Genomic DNA, 18,230 nt, shown 5'->3' with positions numbered 1-18,230 from the left:
ATTTTATTTTGGTACTTATTAAAGGTGATGTAATAAAGTTTTGAGTTCAGACCGATGAATCTTACATCGTTATTCCGCAATTATATGTACACCTTTTATGTCACTGACAATGGTGTACAATTTCTTACGCCAGGAAACATGCTCTAATTTTCCATTAAACCCTCTTGGTGTATTTGGCAATAATAAAACTGGTTTATCTTTTGATAGATCTGGCCTAAAACCAAAAAAGGAACGAATGATAACTTCTGCAAATGCAGTACCACAGCCTTCATTGGCATCTTGCCCACCGCGATGGGCCACTCTAATGATTGGATCATAACCACGACCATCGGGGCCAAGAAATTCATGTGCCTGAGCCCATGAACCTTGTCTAGTTACCTCTTCGGTTGCACGAAGAAAAGAAATAGCTTTATCAAAATCCCCAAAGCGACACATTACATCCATTGTCATCGGCGGCCATGCATCATAACTACCCATTGGGCCATGATCAGGGCGGTCAGATTTCGCAGCAGCAGGGTCTTTAAGCGACATTGCTCTCATCCAGGTTCTGGTAAGTAATTCGGTTTCTACAAAATTATTCATCTCCGACTTTTGCTTAGATGACAAATCATTCTCGAGTGCCTGACCTATAGTTATATAATCATAACAGTGACGTATTGGAACTTTGTTACCAGTAGAATCCAATGCTTTCCAGACACCTTGCCCCGGCTCGTACAACGACATTACCTGTGGAAGAAGAGCTTTGGCTTTAGATTGAAGCTCTTGAGCCCGTCCATTTTTACCCGAGTTTTCATAATATTTTGCAGTTTTGCGAAGCATGTAGACATTGGCTGCGTTCAAAGATGGAACACCTTGGACGTAGCTTGGTGAACACTCAAGTAGGTTTTGAGGTCCGCCATAGTTGGCAAGTAAGGTTTCTTTTGTGAGCGGCCGGCTCTCATAAAAAGTTGCCAAATCATCAAGATGTTGAAGTATTGTTTTCCCATTGGACAAGCTGTTGAGAAAAGATTTATCTCCTGTTACATCAATATATGCCTCTATACACCGAAAGATAGACCAATCGTTGGCAGCATACCATGGTCCTGCGCCTTCACCAGAAATATAATCAACTGCATAATATTTATGATGATCTGTCGAAAACCATTTTAAGAGTTGTTCCTTCATGGATTTAGGTTCCAGCATGGCCCAGGTATTTGCCCACATTTCGGTATCCCAAAAATAGACCAGTGTATTTGCCCATTCTGGTCCAGCTGTTACGAACGAACGTTGGCTGTAAGGAAGATTTGTACGACAAAGCAGAAGTGGAACCAATGCCCCTTGATAATACACCCTACGTATCTTAGGATCATTTGTAACCAATTTTGGGTAATTTCCGGAAAAATGTTTGTTTCCTGGCTTGAATGAAGCCTGCCAGCGTTCCTCCCATTTTGATTTGGCCATATCAAATTCCATTTTAAAATTTGAAACCCATTTTTCTGCGGTACTAGCTACAGTCTCAACATTACTACCTACTGCATAAGCAAATTCAATAACTTCATTTTTTCCAGGGGCAAGAGTAATTGTCCATTTAATATCACCATGGTCTTCGTTCGCTATTAATGCGGAAGGTTTACGAGAGAAAGCATATACTGAAACAGCTGGAGATGATTTATCTGAAATAATTAACGTCTTTCCTTCCTTAGATACAGATGCAATAAAATTCGAGTCCGTTGGTCTCAAATTACCCCAAGTACGCCATTCCTGAGGGGAATACAACCGGATCCGACCAGTTCCATTCATGGAGAGGTTTAACGTGTGTGTTTTCTTTGTATCATTACTAATAGCAAACCGCAATAGAATACCTTGTCGCTCAAAGGGCATTCGTATTGTAGATTCCAGGTTAACTCCATCCACGCTTGATTTTCTGCGAACCTGATATGGATACCACATTGATTGCTCAGCATTTAATCGTTTGCCATCAAGTAGTAATTCAGCAGATAAGCCACCTTGAGCATATGGTGGAAGTGTTAAGTCTTGAAATGCGGTAAGATTTTGTGACGTTTTAATTCCTCCAACAAAATTCATTACAGAAGGAAAGTTAAGTAATGTATTTACCTCTGTCCATTCTGAAGACAATTCGTCAAGTGAAGGCACTGCGGATTGTTTTATATTTTGCAATTTATTTTTCGTAGTCCTTTGTCCAAATGTGCTAAGGCTATAGAAAAACAACAAAATTAAGGTGGTTTTTTTCATCAGTATATAATTTGATTTTTCGTATTATCTATATGTTTTTATTTGTACTCAAGAGGGCTTCGCCATTTTTAATGGTTATGAACTATCATGAGCATATTCATTGCGTTTTGCTAGCGTTTGCTCATGATGGTTTCATTATTTTATTTTTTGATTACCAGGTCTTGTAATTTCAAAAGATCCAGAAGAAAGAAGGGTTGCCGACGTTACCTTGATTTATAAATAGATTATTACGCAAATTTTAGGGATCGAGTTTACGAAAAAACTTCCTTAGTGAGCAGAATATCTTTGCTTCCATTGAGATTTTAAAATCTAAAAAATTATTTAACATTAATACTAATTTCCGTCCCTGCTTTGACTTCCACTTTTGGCCATTTTGCAAAAGCCACATAACTCATTGGAGTTTGTGCCTGTTTTGAAGTTTCGGCAAACACAGAAACCTTGGCATCGTATGCAGTATTGTTTTTTATCGTTAATACATTACCTTTTAAAGTAGCCTCAACATGGTCAAAAACATAGATTTTTTTGGTATCAGTTTGTACATAAACTCCAGGAAGTTCGAGTGCCATAAAAACACCATCTGTTACACACCAAATATTAAAGCCAGGGTAATAATTCCCAATAACAGATTTCCCTTCGGCATCCGAAAGTTGAATTCGCTCCATTTGTGCTCCAAAACCGGAATTGGTTGTTCTCTTTTCAGGCATATCCAAAGTCTCAACGTTGGCATGTTGAATATCGCGAATCAAATCGGCATATTTTTTATCACCAGTGGCTCGATACAATTTAAACAGATAATCTCCCGAAGTAGTACAAATACCTGGGGCTGCATGCTTGTTTTGTGTACTTGCCCAAACGGATCCTGCCATATTTGATTTATTTTTTCCAATCTGGCTTGCTGCTGGAAAAATTGGATCGTATGAAAATGCCCAAGTCGACCCCAAAGCCGCAGTAACTTTGGCTTTTTCCAACCACTGAACATCTTTAGTCACATTGTAAACCGCTATTAACGATTCCAAAAATCCGAAACAAGAGTCAGCATCAGCATCTTGTGAAATATCACCACTGTGCCCTGTTGTTAGCCCCTGTTTTTCAACATCTCTTTTGTAATAATAAGCTGCTGATGCTTTGGCTACTTCCAAAAATTCTTTGTTGCCAAAATAAAGGTAAGCCACTGCCAAACCAGCCGGTGCGATTGCCCCTGCCGTTGAGTTAAATACGGCAACTTCTCCTGTTTCCGGAACAATGTACTGACCAAATTGGCCATCTTTTTTCCAAGTATTTACAAATGCCTGAGCCAATTTTTTGGTAGCTTCTTCCCATTTTGGTTTGATCTCTTTTCCGTAACCCAGTTCTTTGTACAACATCAACTGTTTGGTCATCCAGAGCAAAACATCACAATTTTTACGAACCATTGCCTGAATTTGTGGATAATCTTTGTGTTGTCTTTCAGGGACAATTTTTCCAGCAGCTGTTATAATTCCATAGAAATAACCACTTTTCCCCTGTAGTTTATCTATAACAAAATCAAATTCAAGACCAACTCTTTCTCTTTCTTTGGCATCGTTCAAGGACAATATTGCAAAAGTATTCATCATACCGCCTACCCATCCTAACTGAAAATTATTTCCACCTTCTGGAGCGTAAAATTTTCCAAACGGAGCTTCAACCCAACGTGATGCTATAAGTCCAGTTCCTACTTCTACCTGCTTACTCATCGGAAGTAAATTTCGTGGATTATTTTCGCCTGATAATGATTTTCTGACTTCCATAAATTTCTTCAACAAATCGGGTATTGAATTGGCGGGAAAAGAAAATAATTTAAAATTCAAGGTTAGTTCATCTCCTGTTTTCCAATCGGCTGCTTTGTCACCGCTTGGCGAAAAATCACCAAATCCAGCTCGCAATTTTCGTACAGAAGGTGCGCTTACCTGAATAGAGGCTACTGAACGATCCGTATTTTCACTAACCGAAATTCCAGAATTCCCAAAGCGCGTTTGCTGTTCTGTCAATAAAATAAATCCTTTTTTTAGCTTCGGCGAATAGAAACAAACGGCCGGTGTGGCCATATTTCCGGTTTGCAAATCAATCAATGATGGTTTTGAAGGATCGGGTGATAATTGCGGATCGTTGGAAAATGTCAAAGGTACATTTGGATTGTAGTACATGTCCTTTGGATAATCTGGCATATAGCCGTTGCCTATCGTACGGTAACGGTTTCCATTGTAAATGATTGCCGGAATCATCACATAATTTTTGGTATTCCATTGACTGAAGTCGAAAGTCGCAGCAACCGCAGTTTCTTTGGCTGTTCCGCTTTGCAATTGGAATGCTACTTTCACGTCTATTACTTCAGGCTTACTATTTTTTTTGGTGGTCACGTTGCATTGCCAATCAGAACCGTTCACTTTCAAAGTACCCTTGTCAATAATTTGGGACTTTTTCAATTCCGTACCAGTATATTCATTTACAGCGGGCTTAAAGGATCCTTTTAATTCTTTAAGAAAATTATCGACTTCCTTGATCTGGTTTTGAGCCGATATTTGTCCTGCAAAAAGAAACAAGACCAAACATAACACTCCAATTTTTTTTCTCATCTTTTTTATTTTTTTTATTTGCCTATTTTTTCAATGGTAAATTTATATATCAACCACGGGTGCATTTATCTCCACCAAAGCCAAAAGACACATTTTCTACAGGAATGCCACTACTATGTACTGAGTCATGTCAACTTCCTGGTTTTCGGTATCTAGCAATTTTGAAAGTACATTAATGAAGGTATATTCGAAAGCGCTAAACTTATGTGCCTGGATCTTCCCATTTTTAAAAAGTTTGATCAGCTTTTCCGAGCCACTTACGATCCTTTTTGTCTATCCTTTATTTGGGGCTTAAAAAATTACTAGTACCCGGTTGCCCTTTTTAACTTCACAAACATTTTTTTATTCGAACCATCTCTACTTGTTTTATATAAATTCCAATGATTGACGTCAACACTTTCCAAATGAAATGATTGCGTAGGGTCTGATAGCTGATCTTTTACCCATCTTGGAAATGCATTGGCAGCTCTTGCATCTTCCCAGGTTCTGATTACTTTGAAAATAGCATCTTTCTGAGGGCAACTTTCAACATCCTTTTGATTTATTCTCAAACTATATGTTGTACCAACCCCTACTGAAATGGCTTGTATATGCTCATATTCTTCAACTTTAGATTTGGCATTGATTGGGAAATTTCCACCCATACCTACAGGAAAATAGTTAGCATAGGTTACATCGCGAAGATCTTTCCCTTGACTGGTCGTACTACCCCATTCGCGTGTTTCAGCATCATACAAATTCTTTCCACCACCAACATTCCAAATGCTTTGATAATGCCATGATCCTTCAGATAAAGTAGCACCTGTGAAGCGGATATAGGGAACGCCTAATTGCGTTGCTTTTTCGAACATTTTATGAAAGAAACGTTTGGCCGAATAATAGCCATGTCCATTATTAAACAAAAATTCCTGTCCATCAAAATCGTAATAAGCAAGGCCATTGATTTTACAAATCTCTGCAAAGTGCTCTGCTATTTTGTCCTGCAATTGCATGTTCGGGATAAGCCCATCGTAACCATAATTAACCGTAACCTGAAGTTTATAAATGGAATCTCTGTTCGCATGATTTGATGGCGTAGTCTTCCAGTATCCCCGCTTTACATTTAAAAGACGATATGGTTTCTCTTTCGACACCCCCATATAATAGATCAGTTCTTTACCGATTTTGATCATATTCAAATTGGCACAATGAGCTTCCCAACTGGAAATTTCATCAAGATGTGTTGGGTCATCAACCAGAATCACCGTATCTGTTGCACTGATACTTTTTACCAGCAAGCGTTTTTGCTGATAACACAAACTATCGCTTGGTATCGGACTGGCATCCATAGTACCCGGGGCCAAAGAATTAGTAATAGGCGTTCTGCCAATCATGATACCATACTTGGCTGCCATCTCTGAAAACTCCTTATGCGAAACATTTCCAGATGTTAATTTTATTGGTTTTTTCTCAAAATTCTTTCCGTCAATATAACCATTGTTGCCACGATCAGCTTTTAAAAAGCCCTGATCATATAAGCTTATTGTTTTAAAACCCAATCTCGAGGTATAAGAGATGATGCTATCGTTTAGATTGCCACTGGTAAGGGCGTCAGGAACAAAAGCCGCAGGATCTTTTATCCATTTTCCGTTAATGGTTGGGTGAGGAAGCTTTTCTGCTAAAACAATTTTTTGAATCACATCCATCAAAGCTGTGCTATCGGGACTTCCCCATAAGGCTACAGATGATCCGATGTAATCCACCGGCAATGGTTGCACTTGTATGTGGTTTGGTTTATTAATCTCCATAATCGGCATAAGTGAAAAATAGATTTCTCTTTCAAAAGACCTGTCTCTTGATTGATAAGCAATGGATATCTGTCCTTTTTTATCAACTAAAGCTGCATTCCCATACATAGTCCTATACCAGGGTTCTTTATGCGCGTAAAAAGCAACATCATTGATACCATTCCCACCCAGCGTAAAAATTTGCCCTTCATGAAGGTTTTTAGGCAAAGGAAAACGCTTGGCATCCGGTGTATGTATGATATATTGAAAAGGAGCCGCATCGCCAACAGTTTCAGCTAACCCGCTTAAGGTTTTGTCATTCAATGCAAGCATACCAATTGCATAGTTAACCGTTTTGCTGGTGTCGCGGGCAACTCCGATAATTTCACCCATTAAATTGGTAATATTGGTATGGTAATTCCCCCACTGGATAACATCGATCCCATTACGGGGCGAGAGTGATTGCAACGTGAGTTTAAAATATTTATTTTTGGGTACGATACTGACTTTGGCAACCGAGCCATTTGGATATTTAAGTACCATGGTCTGGCTGGCCTTGGTATAAGTTGCGCTGGTTGGCTGATAATAAACGTTCTTTTTACTATCGTATAAACTCATCACCGGCGAGGGCTTATCTGTAGGGCTAAATTCTCGGCTAGGCTTAACCGTGATGTTTTTCATACTTGTGATCCAGCCCTTGTTATTGATCTGGATTTTAAAATAATCGGTGCTAAAATTGTGCTGTGCAAAAACCGATATTGGAATTGTAGTAACAAGAAAGGCAAATGTGATTTTAATGAAGTTTAGTCTCATAATGGATTGGTTATTTCAGTTAAAATCATGACCAGAATTTCTTCCGGCCATGATTGGAATCCTAACCTATATTTTTTTTAATATGTTAACTATTTTAAAAAACCTATTGCAATGGATCAAAAGAGCCACCCCATTCCGTATTTTGCGGTAATCGATCAGGTTCAATAGAAATCTGCGCTGGGTTTAAAGAGTTAAACCAGTGATTAAGCGTCAGGTTATACATCTGATTAGTCGAGGCTGTTTTATCCAGATTTTCCACAATAACCGCAGAGAATTTAGTCCTTACAGAAGCCGTCATGATATTATCTGTGTTACCGGGCAGTGCCTGTCCTTTATTTAACATCAGTAATAATCCTCTTCTGGTTGTTTGGGCGTTCAGGATATCGTAACGTTTCCATCTTCTTAAATCATTAAATCTAAATCCTTCAAATGCAAACTCCACCTGACGCTCATTCATAATTGCCATACGAATATCGGATAGTCCAGTTGCGGTAACGCCATAATTTGTGCCTGCACCGGGAGCGATGCCTGCACGTTTGCGAATCGCGTATAAAGCAGTCAATGCCTCGTTACTACGACCTGTTTCATTTGCACATTCGGCAAGGTTTAAGAGTAGTTCGGCATAACGCATTGGTGAGAACCAACTTTTAGAGCCAGATGCTACCCCTACTAAGTTTGTTGAATTTAATGTGGTATCTAAGCCTTTACGTTGGAAAAAACCGGTTACACCATTTTCATCGCCATTTTGGACAATTGGCGAAATACCTGAAAACAGCGCATTACTTTTTGCCGGCACAATAGTGCTTGGCGTTGCTGCATCCTTCCATGTCCAGGCCTGCCAGTAAGTACGGGACCTTGGGCTTGTCATACCCAGCGTATTGACATCAGGTGTAGGGTATACCGTACCGCCACACCAAATCGTTGCATAAAAACGATCGTCGCGATTGGTGTAAAAATCTGTTAAAAACTGTTGATTGTAAGCTGGATTGGACAATTGGTTTTTATCAAACTGCATAGGGCTGCCGTCACGTTTTGGATAGGCGATCAATAATGGCAATATTGGCTGATCGTTATTGGTACTTCCGTTTGTAAACGCTATTGGCCTTATTGGAGCAAAATTCATATAACTATCTGGGTAATAGTACTGCCTGGTCATGATTTGCTCCTTATTTCTCGAATACCAAATTAACCTGTAGTTTTCAAACAGACCAAAACCTGCGGCATCTGCGGCTTGTACTGCAGCTTTAGCTGCGTTGTAGGCATTTTCCCATCTACTCTGATTGTTTGCTGCGTTAAACAATGGGCTTGCATACCATAAAAGAACTCTCGCTTTAAAACCAAGCGCTGCAGCGCGGTTAATTCTTCCGTAATCTGTCCCACTATAATTAGGGGGTAATACGGCGGCAGCTTCGTCCAGATCTTTTACAATTTGTGCAACACACTCAGAAGTTTTATTGCGTGCCACTTTTAATAAGCTCAGGTCGTTTCCATTTTGGGTGTGCAAGATCAATGGTACGCCACCAACCGAACTTACCATTCCCCAATAAGTCCAGGCACGCCAAAATTTGGCCTCGCCTACCAACCTATTTTTTGTACTTGGACTTAACACTGATTCCGATACATTAGCCAATTGATCCATAAAATAATTGGTTTTGTCTATATAGGTATAATTCAGATTAGTGAAATTTGTTGTCACATTGACTATACCCTGCTGAAAGTTGCCTAGGTTTCCTCCTGATCCGTTAATGCCCTCGTCTGCACTGGCTCCACTTCCAAGCGGCCATCCAGGCATAAGGCCACCATAAACATCGTTCAAATAGGCCTTAATTAAGACAGAATCGGTCCATACATTCTTTGGATTTATGGCTCCTGTATTTTCATAATCCAGTCCTTTTTTACAAGATGACCCTAATGCAATCAGGACGACACAAAGGATATAGATATATTTATTTAGATATTTCATTTTGATTTCCTTTTAATGTTAAAATTTAGAACGTTACGCTAACACCTGCATTGAATGATTTAACAATGGGGAATGCAACACCGCTACTCATTTCAGGATCATAGAATTTTTTATTGAATTTGCTGATCACAAAAAGGTTAGATCCAGATGCATAAAAACGGACGTTATTTAAATATTTTTTATACAATTTTTGTGGGAGATTATACCCAATATTCAAAAACTTCAGACGTAAAAAACTTGCGTCGGCCAACCAAAAATTGCTTGCACTGGTATTAACCACACTCGCATCATCAACTGCGCTATTGCGATAAGGTAACCAGGCATTGGGATTTTCCGGGCTCCAGGAGTCATTGGCCCAAGGGCGCCACATTCTGTTCCATTCAACACCTCCCGACAAATCACGGAAAGATTTTTTGTAACCAAATGAACCATTGAAATTAGCAGTAACACTTATCCCTTTCCACTCTGCATTTAAGTTTAGGCCCAATACTTTAGCATTATTGCTCTTATTCAGTACGGTGATATCGAAGTTATTGATGGTGTTGTCTCCATTAAAGTCTTTATAGGCAAATTGCCCAGGTTTGGGAGCAAAACCATTGAAATTATATCCTGGGTGGGCTGCCAGCAATGCATCAACATCAGCCTGTGATCTGAGCATATGATCTACTGTATAGCCTGTAATCATATTAGCAGATCGGCCATCTCCAATTATATTTTGATAATCGTAGGTAAGATTCTGATCCCTTAACACATACCAGGCATTACCATAAGTGACATTCAAACCGATATCATACTTAAATTCACCAACTTTATTGCTGTAGTTCAAACTCAAATCAATACCATTTGCTTTCATTTTGCCATAATTTACTGATGGTAAAGGGCGGCTAAAAGTTGGTGGTGTACTCTGGATCCTTGTACTTAAAATATCATAGGTAAGGGTATTCCAATATTCTGCAGTAGCAGTAAAGTGTTTTAAGAAACTGATATCGACACCGAAATTTTTATTCAGGTATTTTTCCCAGGTAATGTTCAGATTCGGAAATACATTGTATTGTATGCCTGGATTAAGAGAAGCCGTCTCGCCGAAAATTGCATTGTTTCCTGCAATATAATTATCTTCATATTGCCAGCGTTTGGCATTAGAATCATCTTTTGCACCATTTGGATCTATTGCAACAAAGTCATTACCCGTTAGTCCAACTGAAGCCCTTAATTTTAATGATTCAATGCCTTTTACATTTTTAAAGAAATTTTCTTTTGAAATGATCCAGGCTCCTGAGGCCGAAGGGAAGAACCCCCAACGTTTATCTGCTGGAAAATTTACCGAACCGTCGTAGCGATAAGTAAAAGTAGCCACATACTTATCTGAATAATCGTAGGCAAATTGTCCAATATAGGATTTACGACCTGTTGTAGGCAGGAAACCATAGGTGTTACTAATGCCTTTTGTAGGTGTACCATTTACAAGGCCAGCCCCTCCGGTAGACGCCCACCATTGATCGGTCATATAAATAGGGAAACCATTGATGTTGCCATCTATACCGTCATAACTCTTTTCCTGACGCTCGTACACCAATGCTGCATTTACGTGATGCTCACCAAAACTTCTGTCAAAATTTACCTGAAGGTTTAATTGCCCTTCCTGGTTCCAGGCTGATCGCTTTTCTAGGCTAGGCGTTTGGGAACTAAGACGCTGCCCGACAATGGTATTCAAGTCCCAAATTACAGGATCAATCTGTTTCAATTGATAATAGGTAAAAGGGTGCGTATATATTTTTTGATTACTATTTGAAAAAGTTTTTATATACCCAACCTTAGCATTTAATCCTTGCAAAAATGGGGCTTTATAAGTCAAATTTAAATTAGCAACAGATTTAAGGTCTTCTGAGTAGCTATAACCTGACAATCCATTTGCTTCAGCTGATTTATTGGAAATCCAAAAATAATCTACCGGTAAACCAGACGCGGTAAAGGAAGGCATGTAAGGTTGCCATACCAGGAGTTTACCATACATATCTCCTGACCAATCGCCCTGTGGCGCATTAAATTTATTATTATTTAAGCTAAGGCCAGCAAAAACCGTTACATCATTGGTCAGGTTAGCTGTTATATTTGCCCTGACATTGTATTTCTTTTCATCCGTATTCTTGATGAAAGTTTCCTGATTTACATACGAAGCGCCGATAAAATACTGAAGCTTATCTGTTCCTCCAGATGCACTTAAATTGTGTGTTGTAATGGAAGGATTTACATACACATCTTTTAAGAGATCAAAACCGTATCCTTTGCCGCCACCAAAATCGGTATCTTTAAAGTACGCTTTTGCGGCCGGGGTCCAGGGTGTATTTGCCGGCCCCCCAGCCTCACCCCAAATTCTGTTTTGAATAACTCCCCAGTCCATAATACTCGTTAAATCCATATTTTTTCCACGAACATCCCGCCCCGTGTTTATAGAGTAGTTAATACTTGCTTTACCTGCCTTCCCACGTTTGGTCGTAACTAATACTACCCCGGCGCCGGCACGGGCACCATAGGCGGCAGTAGTAGCTGCGTCTTTTAAAATGGTTACTTCTTCAATGTCATTAGGGCTTAAATTGTTGAATTCTGAAGCGTCACTGGTAACTTTTCCGTCCATAACATATAAAGTCGGAGCAGGATTCCACGAACTTGGTGTTCTTATGCTAATACCGGGCTGTGCGCCAGGTACGCCGTTAGGTGTAGAAACAGACAGCCCGGCCATTCTACCTGCCAATAAATTACCAACAGATGTAGTCGGAATCTCAGTGTCTGTTTCTGTAAATTTAACCGAAGCTACGGACCCACTGATAAGTGTTCTCTTCTGGTTTGTGTAACCAACAACCACTATTTCGTCCAACTTGGCATCACTTTGTTGCAGGACAATATTTCCTAAATCTTTACTGGCCTTTATCTCTACACTCGTATATCCTATAAAAGAAATCTCCAGCATTGCACCTTCATCAATCCCTTTCAATTGAAAACTTCCATCGGCAGCAGTAATAGCGGCCTTTTTGACACCTTTCACTTTTACAGATGCACCTGGAATAGGTCCACCTTTCGCATCTATAACTTTACCTCTTATGTCGATATCAGTATAAATATCCTCATTGTTGGGACTCGAAATCCTTTTGGCTTTTGTAACAATGATTGTTTTATTTTCGATTTCATAGAATAAGGGTTGATTTTCGAAAGATTTTTTCAGTACATCATTTAAAGGCGTATTGTTGAAATCGACGTCAATTTTTTTGAAGTTATCTGCTTCAATTCCGATCCACAGTACATTATAGCCCGTTTGTTTTCTTACTGCAGTAAACAGCTGCTCTAGGGAAATCTCTTTTTGTTTTAAGGTTACTTTCTGTGCAAAACCAGTTGCACTTACCTGCATAATAGTTACTATTATTAAAACCATCGTTAGTTTCATAATCAACAGGATTTTTGGTAATAGCCGGTCAGGCCAACATACATTATTGGTGTAATTTTTATACATTTGATTTTCTGTTTAGATTAAAAAAGGAATTCAACACTCATTTTCGGTTTAATCAGATATTTTGATCAGGAGCGCTTGCAACGCTCCTGATTCTTTATATGATCACCGTTCTAGTTGGCTCTAAGGTTCTTTTTTGGATTTTCTCATTTGGTTGGTTTAGTTTGGTCTATTATTAATTATAATCGTTCGCCCCTTTATGGTAAACTGTATATCTCCTGCTTTTTCGAAAAGGCGCAAAATTTCCGAAATTTTATCAAATCTGGAGATACTCCCTCCTACTCCTAACAGTTCAAGACTGCGATCCTGAAACTGGACTTCCACATTATACCAGCGTGCTATCTTATTCATGGCAGTTTTCAGAGACTCATTTTCAAAAACAAATAGACCATTTTTCCAGGCAACAGCACCTTCGGTATCTGCCTTACGAACAGTCAAAGTACCGGATTTGGCCAATACACCTTCTTCTCCTGGCTTGAGTACTACAAAATCATTGATTTTTACGGCTCCTTCCAATAAGGTGGTTTTTGTAATTGTTTCATCCGAATAGCTATTGACATTGAAATGTGTACCCAGTACCTCTACAGACTGTCGATTGGTTGTAACAATAAAGGGATGAGTCTTATCTTTTGCTACCTCGAAATAGGCTTCTCCATTTAATTCGACTCTACGCTCTTTAGTCAGGCCAAAAGAAGCAGGATATCTTAATGATGTAGCTGCGTTTAACCAAACTTTAGTTCCATCAGGTAAACTCACTTGATATTGCTCTCCATTTGCAGTAGAAAGCGTATTCATTCTATGATTATCCTGCTCGTTTTGAGCTTTAATTTCATAAACCAGCATCCCGTTAGCGGCTTTAGTAATTACAACTCCAGCCTCATGAGCAAGCTCTCCTTTTTTAGCCTCTGATAGAACAATCTTTTTTCCGTTCGCCAAGGTTAAAGTAGCTTTATTACTTCCCGGATTAATTTCGTTTTGCTTAGCCAGGTTGGTGGATGAAACTGCGTTCCTGGAATTATTTAAATAATACCCGCCAACTGTACAGATCAGCACTACAGAAGCTACAATAGCAATACGTATCCAAAGTGGTTCAATTTTTCTATCCTTAATTTCAGAGCTTTCAACAAATTTCAATTGCTGTTTCGTCCTGCTCAAAGCCAAATTCACATTTGCATTCGCATAAAGACGTCCCTGATTCACCAAACTGGACTCATCTAACACACTTTCAAATATCTCCATATGCTCAGTAGAGGCATTAGTCCATTCAACCAATTCTTGCAATTCTTTATCATTAAGCTCCTCTAAAAGGTAACCGCTGATTAGATTTGCTATGCGACTGCTTATATTCATATTTGGGAGATTCATCGTTAATATATTTGGTGAATATTTGTACAACCGGATACCCATACGGTTTGTCCAAAAGAATTTCTTTTTTTTTATTTTTATTTCGGGAATAAAATATAATAGTGCTTAAAAACACATGCGCAACAATTGGAGAGCTGCAATAATCAGATTGTTTTTACCTAGTCTTTATCGGATAGTTTTCTTCTCAATAAAATAAGACCTCTCATCTTTTGGCTATTTATTGTGCTTACAGTAAGCCCCAGTTCCTCCGAAATTTCTTTTGGTTTTTTATCTTCTTTGAAGGTCATATAAATAACTTTACGGCATTGTTCAGGCAAAGTATCTACCTGCGAAAAAATCCGGCTGATCACCTCAGCATGAATGATGTCTTTAAGGAGGCTTTGATCATCCAGTGGTTCATTCGTATCGAATGAGGATTCATATTTGCTCCTCACCTTCTCTTTATCTAATTGCTTTAAACATGCGTTACGGACACAAGTATAAAGAAATGCTTTAATTTTATATATACTATCAAAATCTGTCCTACGATTCCATACAGTAATAAGACTTTCCTGTACGAAATCTTGTCCGATATCAGGCTCGCGCAGAATCCGATTGGCATACACACATAATAAAGGATAGAAATGAGTGAAAACCTGATTAAAAGCACGCTCACTTCCCATCTGAAACTCACGTAGTAGCTCTGGATTATCCTCAATATGACAAGATTTCATTGATTTCCCTTTCTTTTTACACTAACTACGATTGTTCATACATAATTACATATAATCTCAATACAATCAAATAATTTAATAAAAAAATATCCATTTCCAATTAATCATTTCAACAATAGCAACGAGAATTATTAATGTAACTATTCAGCTTCAAAGCATCAATTTATTTTGAAAAGACACTTCCAAATCAGGTTTGGGGTATTCAATACACTTGTATTCAAACGGCACGTTGGGCAGCCGAGATATTCGGCCAGCTAAACCAGCATCATTGCGGCCTTCATATACCCTAAAGTATATGCCATTCCTGCAAACCATGCCCCCTCACAACTCATTTGAGGGGTATGATCCGGCATAAGTAAGCCATTAAAGTTTTTACTTTTCAGTATTTTAAGTACGCGAATCATATCTATATCGCCTTCATCGATAAAAACTTCTTTGTAATAAGGAACTTTCCCCTTTACATTTCTAAAATGAATATATGCGATCTGGTCGGCATAAAGGTCAGTTACTTCATACACATCGCCTTTAGTCATCTCCGCAATAGACCCTAAACAAAACTCAAGTGCATTACTTTTGCTCGGCTTTATATTTAGTAACCGGCTGTACATTTCAGGTTGATAAACCAGGCGGGGTGTATTTCTGACCACTGGCATTGGAGGATCATCGGGATGAGCTGCCAGTATAACTCCCGCTTCTTCTGCAACAGGAATAATTTCATTAAGAAAATATTCCAGACGTTGCCACAATGTTTCATGGGAGACATTTTCAACTGTCCCTGCAGGAGCATCCTGGTCATAAACCATATTCCAAACCATACCGTTTGGAATTGGGCAATCATCTACACCATCCATTCCCACCGAAGTCGCGCCGCCACGCGCAAAAGGACCTGAGATTCTGCTGCAAACGCCTGCCAAACTAAAATTGTATCCAATTATAGGGATTCCAGCTTGCCCGACATTTCGAATTAACCGTTTAATTTCTTCAATCTGACTTTCTTTGCGAGGCCCATCCAGCAGAATGTCATACCAGTCGGCAGGATCAAAGTTTTCTATTGCCTCAAGCTCAAGTCCCGCATTGTTGATCTCCATTTTTAGCTTTAACAATTCGTCAACTTCCCATAATTTTTTTGAGTTACCGGCAAGCCCCCATCCATCACCATCTCCCAAAGGTTGATCATTTTTGTTTTTTTGATTCCCTTTATTGAAATAATCTACAAGATGTACAACCACGTGCGTGCAACCGCATTGCTTAGCAAAATCAAAATGCTCTTTTGTAAGCATATGCTGGTATAGTCCTAATCCAAGTTTCATCCGATGCTCCCTAATTTTTTATAAAATACCGTATTTCAAAAATGCTTCCGTAGAGGACATTCCATTTTCTATTTCTTTTCTGACTACTTTTTCTCCTCTTGCTTTCTTTAAAGCGCTCATCACAACCTGCTGTTCAACTTTTTTGGGGATCACCAGTACACCGTCCATATCTCCAAAAACCAAATCACCAGGTGATACCCAAACCCCTTCAATTTCAATATCACATCTATAATCTGCCACTTGTGTTCTGACGCCCGAATCTTGTGCAAATCTTCCACGGCCGAAAACAGGCCAGTCTTGTTCCATTACCATTGGAGTATCCCTATAAAAGCCATTGATTACGGCACCGGCTGCTCCTCTCTTTTTTGCTGTCGCAGTTAGAATTTCCCCCCAATATGCACAACGCATGGCCCCACCACTTGCAATATAAACTTCACCAGGTTCTAGTTGGTCGAGCGCTTCTGTTAACTTACCAAATGGTTTTTTCTGTGGGCCATACACATCAATCATTAACACAGGCATTGCACGGCCAATAATTTTATCGGCAGTTCTCAAAGGTTGGATTGCCTGGGGAAGAAATTGATGATAGTAGCCTAAATCATCCAGAACATCACCCACAACAGGCGTATACAATTCCTTTCTAAGGATCTCAAACAACTCTGTATCATTAGCCCATGTTATGTCTTGTACTTTTATTATTTCTGATTGCATTGTATTTAATTAAAATGTTGATATCTCCTGTTATTATTACAATAATGAACTGATCTTCTTGACAAGATTTTCCTGTTCAGTTTTATCAAGGTGGCGATAGATAAAATCACCCAAATGTGTATTACTCTTTTCAACGATTATGACTTCAGCGTCTGTAGACATTGCAATGTTATGCCATGCATTTACCGGGACATTGTAAGTCACACCGGGCTCCATTTTTGTCAGTTGAAACTGGAGTTCTGTTGCAGTTTCAAGACCTATTATAAGCAGGGCAATGCCTTTAGTCAGTATAAAAATCTCATCTGTCTCCATATGCTTTTCCAGCTTTTCTATAGACCGGAACCCCAGCTCCGGCATATAGTTCAATTGGGCAACCTGCCAGTTATCCTTAATAAAAAAAGGATTGTAGCCGCCCCCTTTGTGATGGTATGTTTCTATAATCATTTGATTCATTTTATGCTCTTTTAGTACGGGGATCATAAGGAATTGTGCTTTCTTTATACCCACCATCAATATAAATTGTAGTTGCAGTAACGTAAGCGGCTTTGTCACTGGCAAGAAAAGCACAGGTCCAGGCTACTTCATCAACGATACCTATTTTCCTCAGCGGAATCCAACTATTAAACTTCTCTCTCCCGAACGTATTTATTTCCTCTTTATTCATTTCAGTTTCAATTGCACCGGGAGAGACTGCCAATACTCTGATGTTATGTTCAGCAAGCTCAAGTGCCAAACATTTGGTCATCATATTCATCGCGGCTTTTGATGCGCAATAGTGAACCAAACCTTTACGCGGTGTTTTATCATGAATGGATGAAATATTGATAATCACCCCTTCATTTATCGCTATCATTCTTTTCCCTGCCTCTTGTGAACAGATAAAAGCTCCTCTCAGGTTAACATTAAAAATCCTATCCCAATCCTCCAGCTTTAAATCAACAGCATGTTCAATAGTTTCGCAGCCGGCATTATTCACCAGAACATTTATACTACCTACAGCCGCATCAGCAAACGAAAACATCTGTAGTACTCTCTCCTGGCTTGAGATATCCGCCTCATATATCCATACCTGAACATGATAAGTTTCACGGATTTCCTCAGCCAGGACTGTAGCATTCAGCTCATCCTCAAAATGATTGATCATAACGTTGGCACCACATGCTGCCATTGTACGAGCTATGCCAGCACCGATACCCCGACTACCGCCGGTAATCAATACATTCTTATTCTTTAGGTTAATATTATTGTCCATAGAATCGTT

At 39.2% G+C, this 18,230-nt stretch carries 11 protein-coding genes; all 11 read right to left on the bottom strand.

Annotation, left to right across the window (positions count from 1 at the left end):
- Positions 1 to 69 precede the first annotated feature (69 nt).
- Complete coding sequence (locus R2S08_RS28045; RefSeq protein ID WP_316838211.1) at positions 70 to 2,232, bottom strand: hypothetical protein; 2,163 nt, start codon at positions 2,230 to 2,232, stop codon at positions 70 to 72.
- Positions 2,233 to 2,549: 317 nt separating this feature from the next.
- Positions 2,550 to 4,418: a hypothetical protein gene (locus R2S08_RS28040; protein ID WP_316838210.1), complete on the bottom strand. Its 1,869-nt coding sequence runs from the start codon at positions 4,416 to 4,418 to the stop codon at positions 2,550 to 2,552.
- 710 nt (positions 4,419 to 5,128) lie between these two features.
- Positions 5,129 to 7,405 (bottom strand): hypothetical protein, encoded by a 2,277-nt coding sequence (locus tag R2S08_RS28035; RefSeq protein WP_316838209.1) that lies wholly within the window; start codon positions 7,403 to 7,405, stop codon positions 5,129 to 5,131.
- 103 nt (positions 7,406 to 7,508) lie between these two features.
- Complete coding sequence (locus R2S08_RS28030; RefSeq protein WP_316838208.1) at positions 7,509 to 9,368, bottom strand: RagB/SusD family nutrient uptake outer membrane protein; 1,860 nt, start codon at positions 9,366 to 9,368, stop codon at positions 7,509 to 7,511.
- Positions 9,369 to 9,393: 25 nt separating this feature from the next.
- A complete protein-coding gene (locus tag R2S08_RS28025) occupies positions 9,394 to 12,807 on the bottom strand; it encodes a SusC/RagA family TonB-linked outer membrane protein (protein WP_316838207.1) in 3,414 nt (1,137 codons plus the stop codon).
- A 222-nt stretch (positions 12,808 to 13,029) separates the two neighbouring features.
- Positions 13,030 to 14,220, bottom strand: a complete 1,191-nt coding sequence (locus R2S08_RS28020) for a FecR family protein (RefSeq protein WP_316838206.1) — start codon at positions 14,218 to 14,220, stop codon at positions 13,030 to 13,032.
- A gap of 173 nt (positions 14,221 to 14,393) precedes the next feature.
- Positions 14,394 to 14,948: an RNA polymerase sigma-70 factor gene (locus R2S08_RS28015; RefSeq protein WP_316838205.1), complete on the bottom strand. Its 555-nt coding sequence runs from the start codon at positions 14,946 to 14,948 to the stop codon at positions 14,394 to 14,396.
- Positions 14,949 to 15,202: 254 nt separating this feature from the next.
- Complete coding sequence (locus R2S08_RS28010; protein WP_316838204.1) at positions 15,203 to 16,258, bottom strand: mannonate dehydratase; 1,056 nt, start codon at positions 16,256 to 16,258, stop codon at positions 15,203 to 15,205.
- Between the two features lie 18 nt (positions 16,259 to 16,276).
- Positions 16,277 to 16,969: an RraA family protein gene (locus R2S08_RS28005; RefSeq protein WP_316838203.1), complete on the bottom strand. Its 693-nt coding sequence runs from the start codon at positions 16,967 to 16,969 to the stop codon at positions 16,277 to 16,279.
- A 36-nt stretch (positions 16,970 to 17,005) separates the two neighbouring features.
- Positions 17,006 to 17,413, bottom strand: coding sequence for a hypothetical protein (locus R2S08_RS28000; RefSeq protein ID WP_316838202.1), 408 nt, complete (start codon positions 17,411 to 17,413; stop codon positions 17,006 to 17,008).
- Between the two features lie 10 nt (positions 17,414 to 17,423).
- Positions 17,424 to 18,221 (bottom strand): glucose 1-dehydrogenase, encoded by a 798-nt coding sequence (locus tag R2S08_RS27995; protein ID WP_316838201.1) that lies wholly within the window; start codon positions 18,219 to 18,221, stop codon positions 17,424 to 17,426.
- Positions 18,222 to 18,230 lie beyond the last annotated feature (9 nt).

Source organism: Pedobacter nutrimenti (genome assembly GCF_032678445.1).
Classification (GTDB): Bacteria; Bacteroidota; Bacteroidia; order Sphingobacteriales; family Sphingobacteriaceae; genus Pedobacter; species Pedobacter nutrimenti_A.
This window is presented reverse-complemented; position numbering and strand designations above follow the sequence as displayed.

Bases quoted from the DNA above. Each gene is read 5' to 3' on its own strand.
- R2S08_RS28045 (WP_316838211.1), bottom strand. From the start codon at position 2,232: ATGAAAAAAACCACCTTAATTTTGTTGTTTTTCTATAGCCTTAGCACA.
- R2S08_RS28040 (WP_316838210.1), bottom strand. From the start codon at position 4,418: ATGCCAGATTATCCAAAGGACATGTACTACAATCCAAATGTACCTTTG.
- R2S08_RS28035 (WP_316838209.1), bottom strand. From the start codon at position 7,405: ATGAGACTAAACTTCATTAAAATCACATTTGCCTTTCTTGTTACTACA.
- R2S08_RS28030 (WP_316838208.1), bottom strand. From the start codon at position 9,368: ATGAAATATCTAAATAAATATATCTATATCCTTTGTGTCGTCCTGATT.
- R2S08_RS28025 (WP_316838207.1), bottom strand. From the start codon at position 12,807: ATGAAACTAACGATGGTTTTAATAATAGTAACTATTATGCAGGTAAGT.
- R2S08_RS28020 (WP_316838206.1), bottom strand. From the start codon at position 14,220: ATGAATATAAGCAGTCGCATAGCAAATCTAATCAGCGGTTACCTTTTA.
- R2S08_RS28015 (WP_316838205.1), bottom strand. From the start codon at position 14,948: ATGAAATCTTGTCATATTGAGGATAATCCAGAGCTACTACGTGAGTTT.
- R2S08_RS28010 (WP_316838204.1), bottom strand. From the start codon at position 16,258: ATGAAACTTGGATTAGGACTATACCAGCATATGCTTACAAAAGAGCAT.
- R2S08_RS28005 (WP_316838203.1), bottom strand. From the start codon at position 16,969: ATGCAATCAGAAATAATAAAAGTACAAGACATAACATGGGCTAATGAT.
- R2S08_RS28000 (WP_316838202.1), bottom strand. From the start codon at position 17,413: ATGATTATAGAAACATACCATCACAAAGGGGGCGGCTACAATCCTTTT.
- R2S08_RS27995 (WP_316838201.1), bottom strand. From the start codon at position 18,221: ATGGACAATAATATTAACCTAAAGAATAAGAATGTATTGATTACCGGC.